Genomic DNA, 23,554 nt, shown 5'->3' on the forward strand with positions numbered 1-23,554 from the left:
TCTCCCCCCGGCGACCGCAGGAAGTCCCCGTGGGAGAGAGGGGTTGGGGTGAGGGTGCGTCCGCCCACGGAGCCACCCCGTGAGCCAACCCACCAACCTCCTCGCCACCCTCTACCGCAGCGGCACCCTGCGTACGCTGGACCACGCCTTCGCGCACAGCCTGGCCCGCCTCGACCCGGCCACCCCCGACCCGGTCCTGGCCGGCGCCGCCCTGGCCTCACTGGCAATCGCCAGCGGCCACGCCGGCCTCGACCCGGCACGCGCCAGCCTCCTGCTCGACACCCGCGACGGCGCCGCCCCGACGCTGCCCACCGCGGACGACTGGACCCGCGCCCTGGCCGCCTCGCGCTGGGTCGCACAACCCGCTGCCGAAGACCCGGCCAGCGCCGACTGCCCACTCGTACTCGAACACGGCCTGCTCTACCTGCGCCGCTACCGCGAGTACGAACGACGCTTGGCCCTGGGCCTGCGCCGCCTCGCCGCGCAGCCGCTGCCGCACAGCGACCCAGCCGCCCTCGCACCCCTGTTCGCCCAGCTCTTCCCTCTCCCCCCGGGAGAGGGTGCCCGCAGGGCGGGTGAGGGCACGGCCGCCAACGATCCATCGGACCGCCAAGCCCAAGCCGCCGCGCTCGCCCTGCGCCGCGCATTGCTGCTGGTCACCGGCGGCCCCGGCACCGGCAAGACCACCACCATCGCCCGCCTGCTGCTGCTGCGCCTGGCCCAGGCCCGCGCCGCCGGCCTGCCGCCGCCGCGCATCGCCCTGGCCGCGCCCACCGGCCGCGCCGCCGAGCGCATGGCCGAGAGCCTGCGCGCCGCGGTGGCGCGCGCGCTTGCCGACGGCGTCGATCCGGCCCTGGCCGAGGCGCTGCCGGCCGGCGCCAGCACCCTGCATCGCCTGCTCGGCGTCATCCCCGACCTGCCGCGCTTCCGCCACGACGCCGACAACCCGCTGCCGTTCGACCTGATCGTGATCGACGAAGCCTCCATGGTCGATCTGCCGCTGATGTGCAAGCTGGTCGACGCCGTGGCCGACGGCGCGCAGCTGATCCTGCTCGGCGACGCCGACCAGTTGCCCTCGGTGGAAGCCGGCGACGTGCTTGCCGCGATCCTGCAGGCCGCCGGCCCCGGCGACGCACTGCAGGCCGACGACGCCCAGGCGCTGCAGCCGTTGCTCGGCCACAGCGCGGTCGCCCGCGACGATGGCGGCCTGGTCGGGCACCGCGTGCACCTGCTGCGCGGCTACCGCCAGGCCCAGGACTTCACCCTGGCGCCGCTGGCCGACGCGGTCCGCAGCGGCGATGCCGACGGCGCCCTGCGCCTGCTGCGCGACGGCCAACTCGCCGGCGTGCACTTCCACGACGGCGTCGACGACGCGCTCGCCGCCGGCGGCGACGCCCTGCTCGCGCACTGGCGCGCCCTCGGCGACGCCGACGATCCGGCGCAGGCCCTGCGCGCCGCCGCGCGCCTGCGCCTGCTCACCGCCGTGCGCGCCGGCCCGCAGGGCGCGCGCGGGCTCAACGCACGCATCGAACAATTGCTGGCCGAGACCGCCAGCGGCGCACGCCGCCTCGGCGCCGCCTCGCCCTGGTTCCACGGGCGCCTGCTGCTGATCACCGAGAACAGCTACCGCCACGGCCTGTTCAACGGCGACGTCGGCATCTGCCTGAAGGACGCACAGGGCACTCTGGTCGCCTGGTTCGACGGCGCCGGCGACGGCCAGGTCCGCGGCTTCCACCCGGCCGCGCTGCCCGCGCACGAGAGCGCCTTCGCCATGACCGTGCACAAGGCCCAGGGCAGCGAATTCGACGAAGTGTGGTTGCAACTGCCGGCCCGCGACGCCCGCGTGCTCAGCCGCGAACTGGTCTACACCGGCATCACCCGCGCCCGCCGCGCGCTGCACATCGCTGCCAGCGAACCGGTGCTGCGCGCCGCGCTGGCCCGGCATGCGGCGCGGATCTCGGGCCTGGCGTGGCGGTTGGATGGGGAGCGCATCGCGGCGTCGCCGGAAGTGGCTCCGCCGGCCGCAGCGCCGGTACAGGGGTCGCTGTTCTAGCCATCGGTGCGCCATGCGATGATCCGGCCACCTTCTCGTGTCCGGCCCGCATGCTCAGGATCGTCTTCGCGCTCGTCGCCTTGCTTGCGTCATTCGCTGGCGTTGCCGGCGAGGCGATCCAGGACCCCGCCAGTGCCCGTCCGGTCGCCGTCCTGCTCATCACCGATCCGTGGGCGATGGTCATTGGCGCGGACACGCCCTGGTTCGCGCTCTACGACGATGGCCGCGTCATCTTCGTCGAGAAGACCGCCGCGGGCGCGTACACCCATATGGCCGCACGTTTGAGCCCCGCGCAGTTGGCCGACGTCGAGGCCACGCTGCGTGGCTTCATCGCGGAACCGGTTCCGAAGAAGATCGACCTGCGGCCAAATTGGACAGATCAACCCACGTCGCATCTGTTCCTGGATGTGGATGGACGCAAGGTCGTGACCGCCGTGCACGGCCTTGGCCATGCTACCGGGGGCGTCGCCTTGCGCCGCGAAGGCGAGAAGCAGCCCGACGTGTTGCCGGCCAACATCGCCGGCCTGCATCGGTATCTCGCCGACTTCCACGTGGCGAGCGCCACCAAGTGGATCCCCGATCGGCTGGAGGTCATGTTCTGGGACTACAACTACGCACCGGGCGCCTCCATCGTCTGGCCGGCCAGTTGGCCAGGCCTGGAGGACCCCACCACGCTGAAGCGTGGCGATGACTATTCGATCTTCCTGCCAGGCACGCAAGAGCCGGCGCTGATCGCCTTCCTTGCGACCCGCAAGAAGAAGGGCGCGATCGCACTGGGCGGCAGGAAGTGGGCGGTGGACTACCGGCCCGTGTTTCCGCAGTGGCGGGACGCGTTTCGCGAACCGTAGCGGCATCCACCTGGCGGCCGGATCGTGCTGGCCGCCACGGGCTCCCGGGCAGGCTAGATGGCCATGACCCCGCCATCGACGAACAGTTCGTGCCCCGCGATGAAGCTGGACGCGTCCGAGGCCAGGAACAGCACCGCCGCGGCGATCTCCTCCGCGTCGCCGAGCCGCCCGAACGGGATCATCTGCTTGAACGCCGCCTCGGCATCGGCATTGGCTTCCAGGTAGGCCTGCATCGCAGGCGTGTGGACCATGCCGGGCGACACCACGTTCATGCGGATGCCGCGGTGCTTCAGGTCAGTGGTCCAGGTGCGCGCGAAGGAGCGGATCGCCGCCTTCGTGGCGCTGTACACCGAGAGCGCGCCGATGCCCTTGCTGCCGGCCACCGAGCCGGCCAGGATCACCGCGCCGCCGGTGGTCATCAGCGGCAGCGCCTTCTGCACGGTGAAGACCGTGCCCTTGATGTTGGTCGCCAGCAGGCGCTCCAGGTGCGCGACGTCGATTTCGCCCAGCGCCGCCGACTCGGAAATGCCCGCGTTGGCGAACACCACATCCAGCCGGCCATGGTCCTGCTGGATGCGCGCATAGAGCCGATCCATGTCCTCGGGAACGCCGACATCGCCCTGCACGCCCACCGCGCCGCCGCCGATCTCTGCTACGGCCGCGTCCAGCCGGTCCTGCCGCCGCCCCGTGATGTAGACCTGCGCGCCTTCCTTCGCAAACGCCTTCGCCGTCACCAGGCCGATGCCGTCGGTGCCACCGGTGATCGCGACCACCTTGCCCTCGAATCGCTTGTCCATTTCGCTTCCCTTGATAAGTGGAGGATTGCTCCACTTACTATACGGAGGTAGCCTCCGTTTCCACAAGCCACATCGGAAAGCCCCCTTTGACTGCCGACACCCCCCTGCGCGCCGATGCCCAGCGAAACCGCGAGCGCCTGCTCGCCGCAGCCGAGGAGGTGTTCCTGGAGCGCGGCGCCGAGGCGTCGATGGAAGACGTCGCCAAGCGCGCCGGCGTAGGGATCGGCACGCTCTATCGACGCTTCCCCACACGCGAGTCCTTGTTCGCCGCGGCCTACAGCGGCCGCTTCCTGTCGCTGGCCGCGGCCAGCCACGCGCGCGCCAGCGAACTCGATGCGTTGGCCGCACTGCGCGCGTATCTCGAGGACTTGGCGCTGCACACGTGCGTCTACCGCGGGCTGGCCACTTCGCTCGGCGCGGTGTTGCAGAGCGGTACGCCGGGCTGCGAGGCCGTCAGCAAGGAAGGGCAGCAGCTGTTGCGGCGCGCGCAGAAGAGCGGCGTCGTCCGCCGCGACGTCTCGTTCGACGATCTGGTCGTCGTCGCCACCGCGACCTCGCTGGCCACCGAGCAACTCGGCTCGCCGAAATCGCGGATCGCGCATCTGATCGGGCTGTTTGTCGACGGCATCGCCGCGCCGGCGCCGCGCGCCTAGCCGGTGAACCAGCGGCGCGCGGGCAGGGCTTCAGCGATGCTGTCGGCGTGATGCGTGAGGCCCATCCGCAAGCCTGCAAGAACTTCAGAGATCCGCACTCGCGCGCGCCAGGCGCTGCCCCGAGTGCAAGCAAGACGATGCTGCGCGCCGCGCTGGCGCGACACGCAGTGTGGATGTCAGGCTGGGCGTAGCGTCATCCGAGACGACGCACGCCGACGACGCGTTTACTTGGCCGGAACCCGCTGGTACTCGTCGCTGCCGGTGTTGAGGTGCCCATCGGCCTCGTCGATGGCGAAGTTCACCGTCTCGCCGTCGTTGCTCACCTGCAGCACGCCGTCCTTGTAGATGGCAGGATAGCTCTCGGTCTTGGGCTTGCGGGTGAAGAAGCGCGGGGTGGTGTTGCGCACCATGAACGACTCCCCGTTGCGCTCGATGTCGATCGTGTCGTCCTTCGACTCCACGTTGACCCAGTGGCCGACGAACTTCTCGCCCTCCACCCTGGCGCAGCCGGTCACCAGCATCGCCGCGGCCAGCGCCGCCCCCATCCACTTCGTCATGTCCCCGCCTCCGGTGTTGGAATCGGGGCGAGGATGCGATGGGTTGGATGTATGGGAGGTCAAGAATGGGGAGGAGCGGTTTCCGACGGCGCACTCGCTCCCTTGTCTTGCCGGCGCGCCAGAGAGAAGGCGGCAGGCAGGGCGCCCAGCCTGCAGCAGGGGGACGAGGAGGCGCGTGACCCTGGATGTGACGCCGACGCTATGACAGCATGCGCAACTAAACGCATCCAGTAGCCAGGTGGGGGGCATGGCGATGCAACACAACACAGGGCATCGCGGCCGCTGGCGAGACACAGTGGCGCTTCATCGCGCCGTCGGGCGCCCATGGGGTGACGCGTGAGTCCTGGGCAACGCGCCGCGCTGGAGCGACTCGGCGTGGCGCTGGACGCGGATGAAGCCAGCATCAAGCGTGCCTACGCCCGCCTGTTGAAGCAGCATCGGCCGGATACCGATCCGGCGGGGTTCCAGGTGCTGTACGAGGCCTATCAACAGGCCCTGGCGTGGTGCCGTCGATCCAGTGGCGCGAAACCGCGCGACGCTGGCGTGGCGACCCACGAACCAGCGGCGCTGGAACAGGCGCCACCGCCGCGCCAACCGCTGGGCGACATGCCGCGGCCACCGGCAATAGCGCGCACGCAGGAACCGCGTGAGATGCCACAGCCGGTGTCGCTACCACGCCGTCAGCCACCCTGCGATCCGCAGGCGGTGGCGCGCGAGATCGTCGCCCATGCCATCGAGGGCACGGCACCGGCCCTGCAGCATTGGCTTGAGCAACATCCGGTGATGTGGTCGTTGCAGGACAAGATGCGTGTGGGCCAGGCGCTGTTCGGGGTGTTGGACCAGGAATCGCGACCCATCGAGGCTGCCCGTTTCGACATACTGCAGCGTTTCTTCGAGTGGGATACGCTCGGCGGCGACGTGGATCCGATGCGCCTGGACGATGCGCGTCATGACGCCAACCATGCCTGGGAACTGCGCCCCGATGCGCTGGAGGTGTTGGCCGATACCTTGAGTGCGCAGGGCCCGGCCGACGTCCCGGCCTGGCGGCTGCGTAAGGACCTCGCCCAGCTCGCGCCTCCGTTCGCATGGCGCAGCGCGCTGTTCAATGCCATTCCCATCGGTGAGGCGGACCGCATGCGCGACCTGTTGGACAGTCTGCAGCGCGTGCCGGACGGCACATTGGTGCCGCCCATCGGTGAGCGCAACCGGGTGTTCTGGCAGGCCGCCGCCGATCCGACCCGGTTCAGCCTGGACCGGGTCCTGGTCTACGCCGCGCGCTGTCTGCTGGTCACCGCGATTCTTTCGCTGTTCGTCGTGCCGATCGTGGCCCTTCGCAATGCCTCCACCGTGTGGGATGTGCTGCGACAAGCCGCGGTGGCCTGGATGAGCCTGAGCGCCATCGTCGTCGCCTGCGCGGTCGCCGTAGAGTTCTGTCATTGGCAGGCACTGCCGGAAACGGCGGTCCGGCGTTGGCGCTGGGCGCATCTGCTGTGCATTCCCGTGCTGTCGGCATTGACCCTGCTTCTGGCCGACAGGGTCTGGTGGCCGATCCCCTGGGCACTGGCCATCGCCTTGCTGATCGTCGCGTGCGTCCGCGGCTTCCAGCGGCACTACCTGAATCCATTCCACCAGCCCGTGTGGCGCGTGGCGCCGGTATTGCTGCTGGTGTGCTTCGTCGCGCTCACCTCGCGGGTGATCGAGATTCCCCTGGCGGCAGCAATGGGTTACTGGTTGCTGGATGCGGCGCGGCAGATGGTTCGGCAGCGCAGGCGAACCCGGTGAGTGCTGGATTCACAAGGCATATGGACAGTCATCGCTTGCCTTCTATCCGCTGTATATCAAGTCTGAGAGACTTTTGAAGTGCTTCGCTGCCGATCAAGCTGTCTAGATCTCTCGCGACGCCAGCTTTGGCTTCTGCGGCTCGCAAACTCGGCAACGCTACCGTTGCCCGCTTTCCCATCGCGCCAAGAATCCGTGCCGCTCTGAACAGCTTTGGGTAGTCGCTCTTCAGCAGTTCCGCGATGTCCAATATCGCGCGCTCATCGATCTTGGTCGACAAATCGGTTTCGTCCATCTCGTAAATTACTCCGAAGTAATAGTCAAGCCTATCGATGCACGACCTGTCTAAACTGCCAGTTTTCTCGCAAAAATCCGCAGAATCGGACAATAGGCGCGATAAATCGGGACGGTCGCTTCTTTCGGAGGCGCCAGCGATCCCCGAAACGAGCAAGGCAAGCAGGGCGAGATGGACTTTCGTTGCCTTCATGGCTAGCTCAAGAAAAAGTGTAGTTGGCATGCTAGCGTTTTCATCGCCAGAGCGGACTGGCCGAGGGAGCCGGACATGCGGGTCGATCCGATACGCGAGGGTGTCGAGCTGCGTCGACGCAGGCTTGTGGCGCGCGTCGTGTTGGCATTGTTGTGGCTGGCGCTGGCTGCGGTTTCGGTCGAGTTCGTCCGCCATGTGTACTTGAAGTATGCGGCGCTAGATTCACCTGCGTACGCCATGTTCCTGACCCGCCGCGGGTGGCTATGGTGCCATCTAGGTGGCGGAGCGGTCGGCCTGTTGCTGGGGGCGCTGCAGTTCGCGACGCAGCGGTGGCGGCGCTGGCCGCGGCTGCATCGTTGGGTAGGGCGGGCGTATTTCGCGGGGATGGTGGTGGCGATGGTCGGGGCGGTCGGGCTGATCGCGACATCGCCGGCGCCGCCTGCGATCCGGGTGGCTTTCGCGGCCACTGCGCTGGCGTGGCTGGTCACCGGGTCGGTCGGACTGGTGGCGATCTGGCGCGGGCAGGTGCTGCGGCATCAGCGCTGGATGGTGCGCGCCTATCTGGCGACGCTGGCGCCGGTGGTGTTCCGGGTGTCGTTGCCGTCGGCGATCGGCCTAGGCCTGACGCCGTCGCCGGGCTTGATCGCGCTGCTGCTGTGGGCGAGCTGGGTGGTGCCGTTGTCGGTGTATGGCGTGGGCCGCGTGGTTGCCGACGAACGGGGCCGGCGCAAGCAATCGGCGATGCTGCCGCGTGGCGCCGGTCTCGGCGCGGGGTGATGGCCAGGCGTGTGGGATCGAGTGCCGGCCGGTGATTGTCGCTGCCGGTATCGCCACTCCGATCTGCGGTCATACGGATTTCTGAGTCAGTTGTGACTCCTGCGTCGGTGTTTCTGCTTTGGCGTTGCGAAGCACAACCCGCCTTCATCGGCGTCGCCCACATCGCCGTGAGACGCCGGCACGTGCGCCGCTCGCATCACGCAGAAAAACGCCGCCACGCCTGCGCCCAGGCGTGGCAGCCAGCGGGACGGACGGTCGCAGGCGCCGGGGGAGGAGTGCGCCTGCGTTGTCGTCCGCCGCGACCTCAGCGAAGTTTGTCGAACAGTTGCTGGCGCACGGCGATGGTGCAGGCCTCTTGGGTGAACAGGTGCTCCAGCGCGCTGTTGTCGCTGGGCTTGCCGGTGCCCAGGTCGAGCACGGTCGCCTGGTTGCTGCCGCGGGCCTTGAACGCGGCGACGGCGGTGGTGGCGTTCTTCAGCGGCACGGTGGCGTCGTTGTCCGAGCCGCACAGCAGGGTCGGGGTGCGCGGCGCCCAGTCGAGCAGGTCGTTGCGCTCCAGGTCGCGCAGGAACGGGTCGTTGGCGTTGCTGGCGAAGTCCTTGTAGAACCCGGGCTGGAAGTACTGGCGGATCTTGTCCACGCCCGGCAGGGTGTCGCCGAGCACCAGGTCGGTCAGGCTCTGGTTGCCGGGGAACAGCTTCTCCACCTGCTTGGCCCACGGATCCTGGAAAACCTGCGACGGGTCGAGGTAGATGTTCTTGTAGGTGTGCTGCATGCCGACGATGGCGTAGCTGGCCAGCACGATGCCGAAGGTGTTCTCGCCCACCGCGTTGCGGCCGCTCCAGCTGTCGCGGAAGGTCTGGCTGAGCGCATACGGGCCGGAGATCGGCGCGCTGGCGACCAGATTGAACTCGTTGGACAGGTGCGCTTCGATCTCGCGCTGGGTGGCCATGGCGGCATGCCCGCCCTGCGAGTAGCCGGTCAGCATGACCTTGCCCGACAGTGGGGTGTTGAGCCGCTGCAGCACCTGGCGCGCAGCGCGCAGGGCATCGATGGTGGCGCTGGCCTCGGACGCGGCGTGCAGGTAGGGGTGGAATGCATAGGTGGAGCGGCCGATGCCGAGGTAGTCGCTGCTCACCACCACGTAGCCCTGGGTGGCGAGGTGGGTGACCATGGTGTCGTCGCCCTTGGCGTCGCGGATCTCCTTGGCCTGCTCGGCGCGGCGCTGCGACTCGGTGCCCTGGCTGTAGCTCACCAGCGGGAACGGACCGGGGCATTGGCTGCCGCCCGGGACCAGCAGCGCGGCCGAGGCGGTGGTGGGTTCGCCCTCGACGCCGATGGTGGCGTAGGTAAACTCCGCCACGCGCACGTCGCACTTGGCCTGGTCGGGCGATTGGTCGTTGGCCAGCAGGGTGCCGATCGCCTGGCGGGTATAGCTGGTCAGGACATTGCTCTTGAGCAGGGTGCCGCGCGCCGGCGCCGCCGTGGCGGCGATGGGCAGCAACGCGCCCGCGATGCCGATGAGGGAAAGTGCGTGCAGCGCCAGCCGATTCCGCTGTGTGGCCATGGAAACATCCTCGCAGTGATGCCCGGTCGCCCGGGGGTGGGGGAGGGCGCAGACGCTACTATGTCGTTGGTATTATTTTCGCGACACGTCGGGGTAATGTTTATCCGCGGTATTGATTCGCGTGGGATTTGGTCGCAGGAATCGACATGTAATGCCGGAAAATCCGGTCGCATGTCGAGGCGATGGCGTGCGATGCGCCACAGTGACGTGGAGGAAATGATGAAAAATCCGCTGGTTTTCGCGCGAATTCGGCCGAATGCGGATGTTGTGCGCAGGTGGGGCCTGTGTGGCCGCATTTGTCTACGGCGCGCGCATGGATGTTTCAGGAGTTAATAATCTTGATCTTAAAGATAATCGGAAGTTGAGCAAAATAATTGAGCGTGTCGTTGCGCCATTTCCAGTGTGGAGAAGGGGAAGGCGACAGGACATGAACTGGACAGCATGGTGGTTCTGCACGGCATGGTGCGGCACGGCTGTCCCCGCGATCGCGGCGCCGGCGCGCCCGGCGAAATACAGGCCTTCATGCGGCACAAAAAAGCCGGCGGACCCTATGGGGCCGCACCGGCTTCATCGCAGGCCCATGCACGAGCCGCTGCAGGGCCTCAACGCACCTGATACAGCACGGTAGCACCGGGCTTGGGTTCGAACGCGGGCACCGTCTGCTGCTTCAGCGCGGTGCCCTTGGCGTCCCATACCAGGGTTTCGGACGGGTATTCGTCCTTGCGGGTCATCGCGTCGATCTGCTTGACGATCACGCTGGAGCCGGCGGCGACCTCGGGGTTCCAGGCGAACACGCCGAGCCTGCCGTAGAACACGGCCGGGGCGGTGGCGTCCAGGCGCCGGTCGGGGCACATCACCAGGCCGCGGTCGAGCATCACGCGCAGCGCGCCTACCGGCACGGCCTTCACCGTGGGGGACGTGCGCTCGGTGCTGTGGCCGGGGCAGACGTTGGCCGAGCGGGTCAGCATGTCCTCGACCACCTGCCGGTCGGACTGGGCCAGCGCGGGCAGGGCGACGGCGGCGAGGGCAAGCGTTGCGAGGGGGGATTTCCAGGGCATGTCGAGACTCCTTCAATGGAGGAAAGACGCCGAACCGGGCGGTCCATGCAAAGCAGGGACAGGCGGCCGCAGCGGCGCGGGCAGACTCTAGCAACCGCGCCTGCGACGAATGCAAAGCGGGCGTGAGGGTGCCGGTGGTGGCGACGGCAGGTGCAATGCGCCATGTGGCCCGCGCTTCGCATCGCCTGGGTCGCGGTTGAAACCGCTCCTGCAGCCTGAGTGGGCCTGCCGGCGTTGACGCAGTACGGAAGGCCGGTGGCGCGTTGTGGGAGGGACTTCAGTCCCGACTGCAGTGATGTCGGCTGCGACGAAGGCTTCGCTCGTCGCGGCTGAAGCCGCTCCTACGGGGGCGGCAGCCGACGCTACCGAGCACGTGTGGTGGCCACGCAGGCCGCGCGGGCGCTTTTCTGCGAAGTAAGCGCTGCCGGCAGCAATAGCAGATGCGCGCTCTGTGTGGGAGGGACTTCAGTCCCGACTGCGCGGAGGCTGCCGCATCGATGCCCCAGCGCGAAGCCAGCGCGAAGCCTCAGCGATACGGCCCCGGCCCGCGCCAGACCAGTTCGCCCTGGTGGTAGACCTGCAGCATGCTGATGACCTGGCGGGCATCGCCGATGTCCTTCAACTCCGGCGAATCCGGCGGCAGGGCGCGGCACTTGCCGGAGCCGCGGGTCAGCGCGATCTCCAGCGGGCAGACCATGCGGTACTGAGTGCCGGGCAGCAGGATGAACATCTCTTTCATGCCCTGCTGCTGCCAGGTGCGCAGCTGGCTCTCGCTGCCCAGGTCGTAATAGACCAGGTAGCCGCCGACTTCCAGGCTGGGCTGGGCCGCATCCATGTCGTGGCGGTTGCCGCGGCTGCCGGGGCCGGCGGCCAGGCCGCTGTTGTCCGGCGCGGTGTCGGTGTCGAGCGCGCCGGGCGGGCGCCCGGTCCAGGTCTGCGGACGCCGCTCCGTCGGCGGCGGCGGGTTGCTGTCGGCGGTCTGCGCCGGGCTCGGTGCCGGGGCATCCGCGGGCGGGGTGGGCGCCGGCGGTGCCGGACGCGGCTGCGGCACCGGGGCGGGCGTGGGCGTGTCCGCCGCTTTCGGCGTATCGACGCGATCGGGCGGCGGCACCGGGTCGTCGGACTGCGCGACCAGCGTGGATTGCACGGTGGTGGTGGCGCGCGTGCGCTTGGGCGCGGCGGACGCCGGCGGCGGGCTGGGCTTGGGCGGCAGCGGCTTCGCCGGCTTGTCGCTCTCGCCGAGGAAGTCCACGCGGATCCGGCTGCCGCCGGCCGCGCCCTGCGGCGTGGACATGGTGGGCTTGGCCGAATACAGCAGGGCGAGCGCCATCAGCACGTGCAGCAGCGCGCTGAGCAGCCAGGCGATCCAGCGCTGCCAGCGTTCGCTGCGGGTCTCCGCAGCGACGGGCGCGCGGTGCGACGCGCGGCTCATGCCGTCGCGGCGGCGTCGGGGAGGCCAGCCTTCATGCGGTTCCGGGGAGGGGGCGAACGTGGGAGGCCGCCATCGTACCGCCTGCGCCGACCCCGGCCATGACAACCGATGCGATGGCCGGCATCGCCCGACACCTGGCGTTCACGCGTTGGGGGCGGTCGGCCCCGCGTCGCCCACCTGGGCGAACGACACGGCCGCCCGCGGTCAGACGTAGGCGCCGACCTTGAACACTTCCACCGCCTGGGTGAGTTGCGCGGACTGCTCTTCCAGCGAGCGCGCCGCGGTGCTGGCTTCTTCCACCAGCGCCACGTTCTGCTGGGTGGTCTCGTCCATGCGCGCGATGGTCTGGTTGACCTGGGCGATGCCGTTGGCCTGCTCGTGCGAGGCGGCGGAGATCTGGCCCATCAGGTCGGTGACGTGCTGCACGCTGGCCACCACCTGGTCCATGGTGGCGCCGGCCTGATGCACCAGCGTGGCGCCGTGGGCCACGCGCTGCACCGAGTCGTCGATCAGGGTCTTGATCTCCTTGGCCGCGCCGGCCGAACGGTGCGCGAGCGTGCCGACCTCCGCGGCCACCACCGCGAAGCCCTTGCCCTGCTCGCCGGCGCGGGCGGCTTCCACCGCGGCGTTGAGGGCTAGGATGTTGGTCTGGAAGGCGATGCCGTCGATCACCGCGATGATGTCGGCGATGCGCCGGGAGGCGGCCTGGATGCCGTCCATGGTCGCCACCACCTGGCCGACCACGTCGCGCCCTTCGCTGGCCACGCCGGCCGCGCCCAGCGCCAGCTGGTTGGCGCGCTGGGCGTGCTCGGCGTTCTGCTTCACCGTGGAGGTCAGTTCTTCCATCGAAGCGGCGGTTTCTTCCAGGCTGGCCGCCTGCTGCTCGCTGCGCTTGGCCAGTTCCTGGTTGCCGCTGGCGATGTCCTCGGCGGCGAAGCCGATGCTGTTGGTGGTGCGCTGGATGTGCGCGACGATGTCGGTGAGGCGGTGCACGGTGCTGTTGGCATCGTCGCGCATGGCCGCGAACACGCCATGGAAGTTGCCGCGCATGCGCACCGTGAGGTCGCCGTCGGCGATGCAGCGCAGCAGTGCCGAGAACTTGGCCAGGTTGGCGTCGGCGGTGGCCATCATGGTGTCGAGGTTCTCGACCATGGTGCGGAAGGCGTGCTCGAACTGTTCCGGCTGGCCGCGGTGGGCGAAGTTGCCGGCGCAGGCGGCTTCGGCCAGGGTGTGGATCTGCACGTTGATCGCGTGCAGGTTCTGCTTGACCTGCCGCATCGCCGCGGTGATCGCGGCCTTCTCGCCGGGATACTGGGCGATGTCCTGGCTGAGGTCGCCGATGGCGTAGCGGCCCATCACCTCGGTCATGCGCAACTGGGTCTGCACGTGCGCATCGACCAGCGCATTGGTGTCGGCGACCATGCGCCCGTACTCGCCGGGGAAGCGCTGCACGTCCATGCGGTAGCTGATGGCGCCGGCGTCGTGGCGCGCGGCCATCTCGCGTTGCGCGGAAATCACCTCGTGCAGGCGCCGCTGCATCTGCTGCATGGCGCGCAGCAACTGCCCGGCCTCGTCGTGGGTGGTGGCGGTGTCCGGGCTGCTCAGGTCGCCGGCACCGATGCGCTCGGCCAGGCCCAGCGCCTGCCGCAGTGGGCGGACCACGCGGCGGGTGAGCAGCAGGGCGATCAGCGTGCCCAGCAGCAGCGCCAGCACGGTGCAGCCGACCATCAGCAACGCGAAGCCGCGCGCGGTGGCCATCGCCTCCTTGGCGGCCTGGCGGTTCTTGGCTTCCTGCAGGTCGATGAAGGCGTTGATGCTGGCCAGCCAGTCGACGAAGGCCGGGCGCGCCTGCTGCAGCAGCAGCGCCTGCGCCTGCACGGTGTCGCCGGCATCGCGCAACTGTCGCACCTGCGCGATCAGCGGCATGGTGCGCGCCTCGATGCCCTGGATGCGCTGCAGGATCGCTTTTTCCTGGGCGTCGGTAGAGGCGGCGAGCAGGGCGTCGAGCGGCTGCGCGGCGCGCGCGTAGTCGCCGGCCAGCTTGTCGATGGTCTGCTCGGTCGCCCGGCGGCTGGCCGCATCGTCCAGCAGCACCACGTCGCGCAGGGCGATGGCGCGGTCGTGCACGCTGCCCCGGAAGTTGATCGCGTAGCGCTGCTTGACGCTGTTGACCTCGTTGATCGCGGTGAGCCGCCGGTCGATGCTGTGCACGCGCTGGATGCCGACCACGGTGAGCAGGACCATCAGCACGATGATGGTGAGGAAGCCGAGCGCGAGGCGCTGGCCGATGCGCAGATGCGAAAGGACGTGCATGGGATCGGGGGAGTGGGGGAAGGAAGAGGGATCGACGGTGGGTGACGGCGGACGGGCAGGCAGGTTGCCTGCGCCCGCGTGACGCGCGCATGGCGCTGGTCCCGGGGCCGGCGCATGAATAGCGGCGATGCCGGGTCGAACTGAAGGGATGGGGCCTGGGTGTCCGCGGCGCGGTGCGGGGAACGTGACGCTGTGCCTGTCTGCGGCGCCGACGGTGGCGGCCCGCGTCGGGCAGGGCGCTGCGTTTGCTGCCCGGCAGGACCGGGGTCGCGCCGCGCCACCGCCGCGCGCAGGTGCAGCATGGCCAGGCCCATGCCCGGTGCTATGGTCCGCGCATGACCGGCACTCCCGACCCGATCCGCTTCCAGGCGACCTTGCTGCGTCCGGCCGCACCGCCCGACGCGACCTGGTATTTCCTGCGGTTGCCCGCGGCGGCCAGCGCGGCCCTGCCGACGCGCGGCCTGGCCAGCGTGGAGGGCCTGTTCGCCGGGCATCCGTTCCAGGCCACGTTGCAGCCGGATGGGCACGGTGGTCACTGGTTGCGGGTGGAGGCGCCATTGCGCGCGGCCGTGGCAGCCGAGGTCGGCACCACGGTGGCCCTGGAGATCGCGCCGGTGGCGGTGGAGCCGGAACCGGCGGTGCCCGACGATCTGGCGCTCGCGCTGGCCGCGCATCCGTCCGCGCGCGCGGCCTGGGACACGCTGACCACGGTGGCGCGCCGCGACTGGATCTTCTGGATCGGCGCGGGCAAGCAGGCGCAGACGCGGGTCAAGCGCATCGCCAGCACCTGCGACATGCTCGTTGCGGGCAAGCGGCGGGTCTGCTGCTTCGACCGCTCGGGCATGTACAGCAAGGCCTTCGCCGCGCCGCAGGCGCAATGAGGGCATGGCGCGCACGCCTGGCGTGGCCGCCGTCGCGACAGGATCCTCGCACGCGCCTGTCTACACTTCCGCACGTCCATCCATGAGGCCCACCGCATGAGTGCACCCACCTCTTCGTCCGCCGCCGCCGCACCGGGCAGCCTGCGCCGTTCGGTGTCCAACACGCTCAAGGGCTCGGCCGGCAACCTGGTGGAGTGGTACGACGTCTACGTCTACTCGGTGTTCGCCACCTACTTCGAGTCGCAGTTCTTCTCCAAGGAGGACAAGAACGCCACGTTGTACGTGTGGGCGATCTTCGCGGTGACCTTCCTGATGCGCCCGATCGGCGCGTGGTACTTCGGCCGCTTCGCCGACCGCTACGGCCGCCGCCTGGCGCTGACGGTGTCGGTGTCGGTGATGGCGGCCTGCTCGTTCCTGATCGCGGTGACGCCCACCGTCGCCAGCATCGGTGGCGCTGCGGCAGTGGTGCTGCTGCTGGCGCGCCTGCTGCAGGGTTTCGCCACCGGCGGCGAGTACGGCACCAGCGCCACCTACATGTCCGAGGCGGCGATCCCGGGGCGGCGCGGCTTCCTGTCCTCCTTCCACTACGTCACCCTGGTCGGCGGCCATGTGCTGGCGCAGGCGGTGCTGTTCGGGATGCTGCACTTCTTCGACAAGGGCCAGATTTCCGAATGGGGCTGGCGCGTGGCGTTCGGCCTGGGCGGCATCGGCGCGCTGGTGGTGTTCTGGCTGCGGCGCACGATGGACGAGTCGCTGACCTCCGAGTCCATCGCCGCGGCCAAGCAGGGCAAGGACAGGTCCTCCGGCTCGCTGCGCGAGCTGTTCGTGCACCAGTGGCGCCCGCTGCTGCTGTGCTTCCTGATCACCGCCGGCGGCACGGTGGCGTTCTATACCTACTCGGTGACCGGGCCGAAGATGATCCAGACCGCCTTCGCCGGCGACGACGTCATGGCCGGCACCATCATCAACCTGGCCGCGCTGATCGTGCTGATGCTGATGCAGCCGGTGGGCGGCTGGCTGTCGGACATCATCGGGCGCAAGACCCTGCTGGTGTTCTTCGGCATCGGCGGCGTGCTCTACACCTGGTTCCTGGTGCTGGAGCTGCCCAGGCAGAGCGACTGGCTGAGCGCCTTCGCCATCCTCACCGCCGGCTTCGTCATCCTCACCGGCTATACCTCGATCAACGCGGTGGTGAAGGCCGAACTGTTCCCCACCCACATCCGCGCGCTGGGCGTGGGCCTGGGCTATGCGCTGGCCAATTCGGCCTTCGGCGGCACCGCGCCGCTGCTGTACCAGGCCTCGCTGAAGACCGGCCACGTCACCACCTTCGTCTGGTACGCCACGGCGGTGATCGCGGTGTCGCTGCTGGTGTACATGTTCTTCCTGACCAACAAGGGGTCCAACTGGCTGGACCACGAGGGCGAGATGCACGCGCGCCGGCGCTGACCGGCGCGGGGGTGGCCAGGGCGGTGCACGCGTCGCCCGCGCGCGGCGCAGGCGGACGCTGAACGGCGCACCCGGTATCGGCCGGGTCGCCCCGCTGTGCAGGTGCCGCGCATGCGGCGGCTGCCAGGCGACTCGGGTACCATGCAGCCCCCTCACGGGCGTTCCCCCCATGGCCGATCCAGACAACAACTCCACTTCCCCGGTGACCCAGGCGCAGGCCGAAGACGCGGTGCGCACCCTGCTGCGCTGGGCCGGCGAGGACCCGACCCGCGAGGGCCTGCTGGACACCCCGCGACGCGTGGCCGAGGCCTATGGCGACTGGTTCAGCGGTTACCGCGCCGATCCGCGCGAGTACCTGCTGCGCACCTTCGAGGAAGTGGCCGGCTACGACGAGTTGATCGTGCTGCGCGACATCGAGTACGAAAGCCACTGCGAACACCACATGGCGCCGATCATCGGCAAGGTCCACGTCGGCTACCTGCCGCGCGGCAAGGTGGTGGGCATCAGCAAGCTGGCGCGCGTGGTCGAGGCCTATGCGCGGCGCTTCCAGGTGCAGGAGAAGATGACCGCGCAGATCGCCCAGTGCATCCAGGACGTGCTGCAGCCGCTGGGCGTGGGCGTGGTGGTGGAAGGCGCGCACGAGTGCATGACCACCCGCGGCATCCACAAGCGCGGCGTCAGCATGGTCACCTCGAAGATGCTCGGCACCTTCCGCGAGGACGCGCGCACCCGCGCCGAGTTCCTGCGCTTCATCGAGCGGGCGCGCTGAGTCTTGCGGATGCGGTGGCGGTCGGTTCCTGCATGAAGCCGCATGTCCGGATCGCCGGCTATCGCCAGTTGCGCGAACAGCCGTTGTGGAAGCTGCTCGCCGCCGACCATGCCCCGGAGCTGATCGGCCTGCTGCAGACCCTGCTGGGCGACGCCCAGCGGCGGCTGCCGGCCGATGTGCTGCACGAACGCCTGCAGCGCCAGCTCGATGCGCTGAAGGACGACCAGCTGTCGCGCGAACTGCCGCGCACCGCGCAGGCCTACGTGGCGCACTGGCTGGCGCAGGGCTGGCTGGAGCGGCGCCTGCCCGAAGGCGATGCGCAGGAAGAGTACGAACTGTCGCGGCAGGCGGCGCAGGCGATCCGCTTCATCGCCGGCGTGCGCGACAGCGCCAGCGTGGCCACCGAGAGCCGACTGTCGCTGGTGATCCAGCAGCTGGTGCAACTGGCCGGGCAGACCGAGACCGATCCGGACGCGCGCCTGGCCGCGCTGCGCGCCGAGCGCGAGCGCCTGGACGCGGAGATCGAGCGCGTGGCCGCCGGCAAGCTGGCTGCGCTGGACGGCAAGCGCGCGCTGGAACGCACCCGCGACATCATCCGCCTGTCCGACGACCTGACCGAGGACTTTCGCCGCGTCCGCGACGATTTCGAGCGGCTCAACCGCGAGTTCCGCGAGCGCATCATCGACGACGAGGGCGCGCGCGGCGACGTACTGGAAAAGCTGTTCGCCGGCATCGACGTGATCGGCGAGAGCGAGGCCGGGCGCAGTTTCCAGGCGTTCTGGAGCCTGCTCAACGATGCCGAGCAGAGCGTGCAGCTGGATGCGGCGCTGGAGGCGCTGCTGGCGCGTGGGTTCGCCCGCCGCCTGGACCGCTACGAGCGCGCCTTCCTGCGCGGGCTCACCGGCACGCTGCTCGAACGCGGCGGCCAGGTGCACGAGGTGATGCAGCATTTCGCGCGGAGCCTGCGCGGGTTCGTGCAGAGCCGCGGTTACCTGGAGCAGCGCCGGCTCAACCAGTTGCTGAAGCAGGCGCAGGGCGAGGCGCTGCAGTTGCGCGATCACCTGCATGCCACCGCCGCCACCGGCTACGTGCTGCCGCTGAGCAGCGCGCGGCTGCGCTCGCTGTCGCAGTGGCGCCTGCACGATCCGCGCAGCCAGCAGGTGGACGGGCGGGTGCAGGCGGCCGAGGCGGCGACGATCTCGCTGGACAGCGTCGGCGACCTGGTGGCGCAATCGGAGATCGACCTGCGCGGCCTGCGCAACGACCTGCACGATCTGCTCGGCCGGCAGCCGCAACTGAGCATCGGCGAGGCGCTGCGGCAGCGCCCGGCGGCACAGGGCCTGGGCAGCGTGATCGGCTACCTGGCGCTGGGTACCCGCCACGGCGTGGTCGTCGACGGCGAATGGGAAGCGGTGCAATGGGAGGGCGGCGACGGCCAGGTCCGGCGCGCACGCATCCCGCTGGTGTGGTTCACCAAGGAAAAACGCAATGAGCTGGTCTGACGAATTCCACGGCCACGACGCCGATGCCGGCGATGTCGCCGCCACTTCCGCTGCGGCCGATGGCGGCACCGCGCTGTTCGCCGGCGACAGCGGCAGCCTGCCGCTGGAGGCGCGGCGCGCGCTGTGCCAGTTGCTGTCCGGCCCCAGCGTCGATGCCTACCGGCACGGCCCGCTGTGGCCGGCGCTGCTGCGCCACGAGGCGGCGATCCGCCGCGTGCTGAGCGAGCTGTTCCTGGAACTGGTACTGGACCGCGACGGCGGCGTGGCGTTCGCGCGCCAGGCCGACACGGGCGAACTGGAGACCCCGGCGCTGCTGCGCACGGCGCCGCTGACCTTCATCGAGTCGGTGCTGCTGCTGTTCCTGCGCCAGCAACTGGCCGAGGCCGACACCCGCGGCGAGCGCGCGGTGGTCGACGAGGCGCAGTTGCTGGAAGTGCTGTCGGTGTACGAGAAGAACGTCTCCACCGATCGCGCCGGTTTCGCGCGGCGGGTGCTGGCGGCGATCGCCAAGATGCGCGACAACCACCTGCTGTCCAAGCTGCGCGGCAGCGAGGACCGCTACGAAGTCTCGCCGGCGCTGAAGCTGCTGTTCTCGGCCGAAGACGTGCAGGCGCTGGCGACGGCCTACCGCGGCCTGCGTGAGGGCGCGGCCGAGGCGGCGCCGTGAGTGGCGTGCACGGCTAGCGGCCGTACCTGCGCCTGCCGGCCGCTGCGCGCCGGCCCTGCGGTCCGCCCTGGGGCCGCGTCCGTTTTCCCGATGAGCTTCCGATGACGTCCCTGTCCGAATCGTCCACCGTCCCCGTCGCCCCGTCCCTGTTCGCCGAGACCCTGGCCGAGCAACGCGCGCAGCAGTACCGCATGCGTCGCCTGCAGGTGCACAACTGGGGCACCTTCAACGGCCTGACCGACGTGCCGATCGCCGAGAAGGGCTTCCTGTTCGTCGGCCGCTCCGGTTCGGGCAAGTCGACCCTGCTCGACGCGATGTCGGCGCTGCTGACGCCGCCGAGCATCGTCGACTTCAACGCCGCCGCGCGCGAGGCCGAGCGCAGCGGCCGCGACCGCAGCCTGGTGTCCTACGTGCGCGGCGCCTGGGCCGACCAGCAGGACAGCGCCTCCGGCGAGATCGCCACCCAGTACCTGCGCAAGGGCGCGACCTGGTCGGCGCTGGCGCTGGAGTACCGCAATGCCCACGGCCAGGCGGTCAGCCTGGTGCGGCTGTTCTGGATCGCCGGCAGCGGCACCGCCGCGGCCGACGTGCGCAAGCACTACATGGTGGTCCCGCGTGGCTTCGACGTGGCCGCCGAGCTGGACGGCTTCGACCTGGACCTGCGCCGGCTCAAGCTGCGCCTGGGCGAGGACGTGCACCACTTCGACAGCTTCGCCGGCTACGCCGAGCGCTTCCGCCACCTGCTCGGCATCGGCAACGAGATGGCGCTGCGGCTGCTGCACAAGACCCAGTCGGCGAAGAACCTGGGCGACCTCAACGCCTTCCTGCGCAGCTTCATGCTCGACGAGCCGCGCACCTTCGAGGCGGCCGACCGCCTGGTCGAGGACTTCGCCGAACTCGACGGCGCGCACCACGCGGTGGTGACCGCGCGGCGCCAGGTGGAAACCCTGACCCCGGCGCGCGACTACCACGCCGAACTGCTGGCGTTGCGCCACAGCGTCGGCGAGTTGCGCGAACTGCAGCTGGGCATCGACGGCTACCGCGAGCAGCGCCGCCTGGGCCTGCTGGACGCGCGCCTGCAGGAACTGGACACCCAGGACCGCGGCCTGGCCGGCGAGGAAGGGCAGCGCCGCGAAGCGCTGGATAACCACGAGCAGACCCTGGCCGAGCTGGAGACCCAGCAGCGCGCGCAGGGCGGCGAACAGGTCGAGGCGCTGGAGCGCGAACGCGGCCGCGTCGAGCGCGAGCGCGACGAGCGCATGCGCCGCCGCAGTCAGGTCGAACAGGCCTGCCGCCAACTCGGCATGGGCCTGGCCGGCAGCGCCACCGGCTTTGCCGAGCAGGTGGCGCAAGCGCGCGCGCTGCGCGACGGCGTCGCCGGCGAGGCCAGCAGCCTGGACGAAGCGATCGCCGAGCGCATGGCCGAGCGCCGCGAGGACGAGCGCCGCTTCGCGGTCATCCGCGCCGAGATCGAGGCGCTGCTGAAGGCGCCCTCGAGCATTCCCGCGCCGATGCAGGCGCTGCGCGCGCGGCTGTGCGCCGAAACGGGACTGTCCGAAGCCGCCCTGCCGTTCGTCGGCGAGCTGGTTCAGGTGGACGCCGAGCAGGCTGCCTGGCGCGGCGCGATCGAGCGCGTGCTGCATGGCTTCGCGCAGTCGCTGCTGGTCGACGAACGCCACTACGCCAGCGTCGCCGACTGGGTCAACAAGACCCAGCTCGGCACCCGCCTGGTGTACTTCCGCGTGCGCCACAACGCGCCGCTGCAACAGCGTGAGCCCGATGCCAAGTCGCTGCTGCGCAAGCTGGAGCTGCGCGACCACGCCTATGCGCCGTGGCTGCGCCAGGAACTGGCGCGGCGTTTCGACTACACCTGCGTGGACACCGTGGCGCAGTTGCGCGATGCCGAGCGTGCGATCACCCGCGAGGGCCAGGTCAAGCATCCGGGCGACCGCTACGAGAAGGACGACCGCCACGCGGTCGGCGACCGCAAGCGCTGGCTGCTCGGCTACGACAACCGCGACAAGCTCAAGGTCTACGAGCGCGAGGGCCAGACCCTGGCGCAGCGCATCGCCGCCTGCGATGCCGACGTCGCCGCCCTGCGCAAGCAGCGCGAACAGGACCAGGGCCGACAACTGGCCGCGCACACCCTGGCCGAGCGCGAGTGGGACGAGATCGACGTGGCACCCAAGCTGCAGCGCCTCAGCGACATCGCCGAGCAACTGCTGCAACTGCGCGAAGGCGACACCGCGTTGCGTGCGCTGGGCGAGCAGATCGCCACTGTCCGCGCGCGCCGCGACCAGGCGCGCCGCACCTACGAGGACGTGCGCCTGGAGCGCGCGCAGGTGAACCGCGAGCGCGCGCGTCTGGAGGCGCAGCGCGAGACCTGCGCCGCACGCGTGGCCACCGCGGTGATCGGCCCGGCGCAGGTCGCAGGGCTGGACGCGCGCCTGGCCACGCTGCCGCCGCTGAGCCTGGATAACCTGGAAGCGCATCTGCGCAGCGTCGAGCGCGGGCTCGGCGAACAGCTGGCGCAGAGCCAGGCGCAGGACGCGCGGCTGAGCCAGCAGGTGCTGGACTGCTTCCGCCGCTACTGCCAGCAGTGGCCGGAGGACAGCGGCGACTTCACCGTCAGCCTGGCCAGCGCCGACGACTTCCTGGCGCGCCTGCAGCGCTTGGAGAGCGACGGCCTGCCGCGCCACGAAGGCCGCTTCTTCGACCTGCTGCAGACCCAGAGCAAGAACAATCTGCTGGCCCTGCAGCGCTACACCGCCGAAGCGCACAAGGCGATCAAGCAGCGCATGGACGAGGTCAACGCCAGCCTGGAGCAGGTGCCGTTCAACCGCGGCACCCTGCTGACCATCGAAGTCAGCGACCGGCGCCTGCTCGAGGTGCAGGAGTTCCAGCAGCAGTTGCGCGCCGTGCTTGGCCATCAGCAGACCGAGGACCGCGCCCTTGCCGAGGCGCAGTTCGCCATGCTGCGCGGCCTGGTGCAGCGGCTCGGCGCGCAGGAGCCGGAACTGCGGCGCTGGCGCGAGCAGGTGCTGGACGTGCGCCAGCACGTGGAGTTCGTCGGCGTGGAACTGGACGCGGACAGCCGTGCGCAGGTGGAGATCTACCGCAGCGGCGCCGGCAAGTCCGGCGGCCAGCGGCAGAAGCTGGCCACCACCTGCCTGGCCGCGGCGCTGCGCTACCAGCTCGGCGGCGAGGACGGCGAACTGCCGCGCTACGCCGCGGTGGTGCTGGACGAAGCGTTCGACAAGGCCGACAACGAGTTCACCGCGCTGGCGATGAACATCTTCGAGAACTTCGGTTTCCAGATGGTGGTGGCCACGCCGCTGAAGTCGGTGATGACGCTGGAGCCGTTCATCGGCGGCGCCTGCTTCGTCGAGATCAGCGGCCGCCACAACTCCGGCGTACTGCTGATCGAATACGACGAGCAGGCGCATCGGTTGAAGCTGCCCGAGCGCAGCCGCAACGAGGCGACGACGCCTGCGGTGGAGTCCGGCGCGGCGGTGGACCAGGCCGGCGCCGAGCTGCCGTTGCCGCCGACCGCTGCCGCAGCGGACGCAACCGCGGAGGCCACCGCAGACGCCGTTGCCACGCCGGCGCGCGCATCTGGCAAGGCGGACGATGGTCGCCGCAACAGCGGCAAACCACCGACCGCGCGCAAGACCTCGCCAGCGACGCCCGGCAAACGTGCCAGCACGGCTGCCACGACGCCTGCTGCCAAGGCCGCGTCGGCGAAGGCGCCACGCAAGTCCGCCGCAGCGGCGGCACGTCCGTCCACGGCAACTCAGCCCGCCACGCGGTCGGCGTCAGCGAAGACCGCGAAAGCCGCCGCAGCCCGCAAACCTGCGAAGCCGGCCAAGGCTGCCAAGCCTGCGGCGCGCAAGACGCCTCCCGCGACCGCCAAGCGCCGCGACGGCTGAGCCGGTGCTGGCCCGCGTGTGCCCACGGGCACGCGCGCG

At 69.9% G+C, this 23,554-nt stretch carries 18 protein-coding genes; 11 read left to right on the top strand and 7 right to left on the bottom strand.

The features are described from left to right. Positions 1 to 79 precede the first annotated feature (79 nt). Together recD and AC1PK7_RS00600 are read left to right on the top strand one after the other, a co-directional pair. Positions 80 to 2,053: an exodeoxyribonuclease V subunit alpha gene (gene recD, locus AC1PK7_RS00595; protein WP_481099516.1), complete on the top strand. Its 1,974-nt coding sequence runs from the start codon at positions 80 to 82 to the stop codon at positions 2,051 to 2,053. Between the two features lie 50 nt (positions 2,054 to 2,103). Further along, positions 2,104 to 2,901 (top strand): hypothetical protein, encoded by a 798-nt coding sequence (locus AC1PK7_RS00600; RefSeq protein WP_481099517.1) that lies wholly within the window; start codon positions 2,104 to 2,106, stop codon positions 2,899 to 2,901. Between the two features lie 53 nt (positions 2,902 to 2,954). Here AC1PK7_RS00600 and AC1PK7_RS00605 read toward each other — a convergent pair whose 3' ends face one another. Next, positions 2,955 to 3,698 (bottom strand): SDR family oxidoreductase, encoded by a 744-nt coding sequence (locus tag AC1PK7_RS00605; RefSeq protein ID WP_481099518.1) that lies wholly within the window; start codon positions 3,696 to 3,698, stop codon positions 2,955 to 2,957. A gap of 86 nt (positions 3,699 to 3,784) precedes the next feature. On the opposite strand from AC1PK7_RS00605, the gene AC1PK7_RS00610 reads away from it, so the two are divergent. After that, positions 3,785 to 4,351 carry a TetR/AcrR family transcriptional regulator gene (locus AC1PK7_RS00610; RefSeq protein ID WP_481099519.1) on the top strand — a complete coding sequence of 189 codons (567 nt, stop codon included), beginning with the start codon at positions 3,785 to 3,787 and terminating at the stop codon, positions 4,349 to 4,351. Between the two features lie 224 nt (positions 4,352 to 4,575). On the opposite strand, the gene AC1PK7_RS00615 is transcribed toward AC1PK7_RS00610, so the two are convergent. Next, positions 4,576 to 4,908 carry a hypothetical protein gene (locus AC1PK7_RS00615; protein ID WP_152236469.1) on the bottom strand — a complete coding sequence of 111 codons (333 nt, stop codon included), beginning with the start codon at positions 4,906 to 4,908 and terminating at the stop codon, positions 4,576 to 4,578. Between the two features lie 375 nt (positions 4,909 to 5,283). Here AC1PK7_RS00615 and AC1PK7_RS00620 point away from each other — a divergent pair, with 375 nt between their 5' ends. Continuing rightward, positions 5,284 to 6,690: a J domain-containing protein gene (locus AC1PK7_RS00620; protein WP_481099520.1), complete on the top strand. Its 1,407-nt coding sequence runs from the start codon at positions 5,284 to 5,286 to the stop codon at positions 6,688 to 6,690. A 28-nt stretch (positions 6,691 to 6,718) separates the two neighbouring features. Here the strand turns inward: AC1PK7_RS00620 and AC1PK7_RS00625 are convergent, their stop codons facing one another. After that, positions 6,719 to 7,174 (bottom strand): hypothetical protein, encoded by a 456-nt coding sequence (locus tag AC1PK7_RS00625; RefSeq protein ID WP_481099521.1) that lies wholly within the window; start codon positions 7,172 to 7,174, stop codon positions 6,719 to 6,721. Between the two features lie 141 nt (positions 7,175 to 7,315). Between AC1PK7_RS00625 and AC1PK7_RS00630 the strand changes: the two genes are divergently transcribed. Further along, entirely contained in the window at positions 7,316 to 7,951 is a 636-nt protein-coding gene (locus AC1PK7_RS00630; protein WP_481100958.1) for a DUF2306 domain-containing protein, read from the top strand. Between the two features lie 304 nt (positions 7,952 to 8,255). On the opposite strand, the gene AC1PK7_RS00635 is transcribed toward AC1PK7_RS00630, so the two are convergent. The 4 genes from AC1PK7_RS00635 to AC1PK7_RS00650 form a co-directional block, all read right to left on the bottom strand. Beyond that, a complete protein-coding gene (locus AC1PK7_RS00635; RefSeq protein WP_481099522.1) occupies positions 8,256 to 9,518 on the bottom strand; it encodes a lipase family protein in 1,263 nt (420 codons plus the stop codon). A gap of 602 nt (positions 9,519 to 10,120) precedes the next feature. Then, positions 10,121 to 10,576: a hypothetical protein gene (locus AC1PK7_RS00640; protein ID WP_010341483.1), complete on the bottom strand. Its 456-nt coding sequence runs from the start codon at positions 10,574 to 10,576 to the stop codon at positions 10,121 to 10,123. Positions 10,577 to 11,102: 526 nt separating this feature from the next. After that, positions 11,103 to 12,008, bottom strand: a complete 906-nt coding sequence (locus AC1PK7_RS00645; RefSeq protein ID WP_481099523.1) for a type II toxin-antitoxin system RelE/ParE family toxin — start codon at positions 12,006 to 12,008, stop codon at positions 11,103 to 11,105. Positions 12,009 to 12,212: 204 nt separating this feature from the next. Beyond that, entirely contained in the window at positions 12,213 to 14,321 is a 2,109-nt protein-coding gene (locus AC1PK7_RS00650) for a methyl-accepting chemotaxis protein (protein ID WP_481099524.1), read from the bottom strand. Positions 14,322 to 14,656: 335 nt separating this feature from the next. Here AC1PK7_RS00650 and AC1PK7_RS00655 point away from each other — a divergent pair, with 335 nt between their 5' ends. The 6 genes from AC1PK7_RS00655 to AC1PK7_RS00680 all read left to right on the top strand — a co-directional run bounded on the left by AC1PK7_RS00655 (position 14,657) and on the right by AC1PK7_RS00680 (position 23,515). Continuing rightward, entirely contained in the window at positions 14,657 to 15,202 is a 546-nt protein-coding gene (locus tag AC1PK7_RS00655) for a YdeI/OmpD-associated family protein (protein WP_481099525.1), read from the top strand. A gap of 96 nt (positions 15,203 to 15,298) precedes the next feature. After that, positions 15,299 to 16,648, top strand: a complete 1,350-nt coding sequence (locus AC1PK7_RS00660) for an MFS transporter (protein ID WP_481099526.1) — start codon at positions 15,299 to 15,301, stop codon at positions 16,646 to 16,648. A gap of 169 nt (positions 16,649 to 16,817) precedes the next feature. Next, entirely contained in the window at positions 16,818 to 17,417 is a 600-nt protein-coding gene (folE, locus tag AC1PK7_RS00665) for a GTP cyclohydrolase I FolE (RefSeq protein ID WP_010340851.1), read from the top strand. 32 nt (positions 17,418 to 17,449) lie between these two features. Then, entirely contained in the window at positions 17,450 to 18,919 is a 1,470-nt protein-coding gene (locus AC1PK7_RS00670; protein ID WP_481099527.1) for a DUF3375 domain-containing protein, read from the top strand. After that, a complete protein-coding gene (locus AC1PK7_RS00675) occupies positions 18,906 to 19,586 on the top strand; it encodes a DUF4194 domain-containing protein (RefSeq protein ID WP_420008495.1) in 681 nt (226 codons plus the stop codon). The genes AC1PK7_RS00670 and AC1PK7_RS00675 overlap by 14 nt, the downstream gene beginning before the upstream one ends. A 101-nt stretch (positions 19,587 to 19,687) precedes the next feature. Then, entirely contained in the window at positions 19,688 to 23,515 is a 3,828-nt protein-coding gene (locus AC1PK7_RS00680; RefSeq protein ID WP_481099528.1) for an ATP-binding protein, read from the top strand. Positions 23,516 to 23,554 lie beyond the last annotated feature (39 nt).

The organism is Xanthomonas sp. NCPPB 3174 (genome assembly GCF_056725205.1).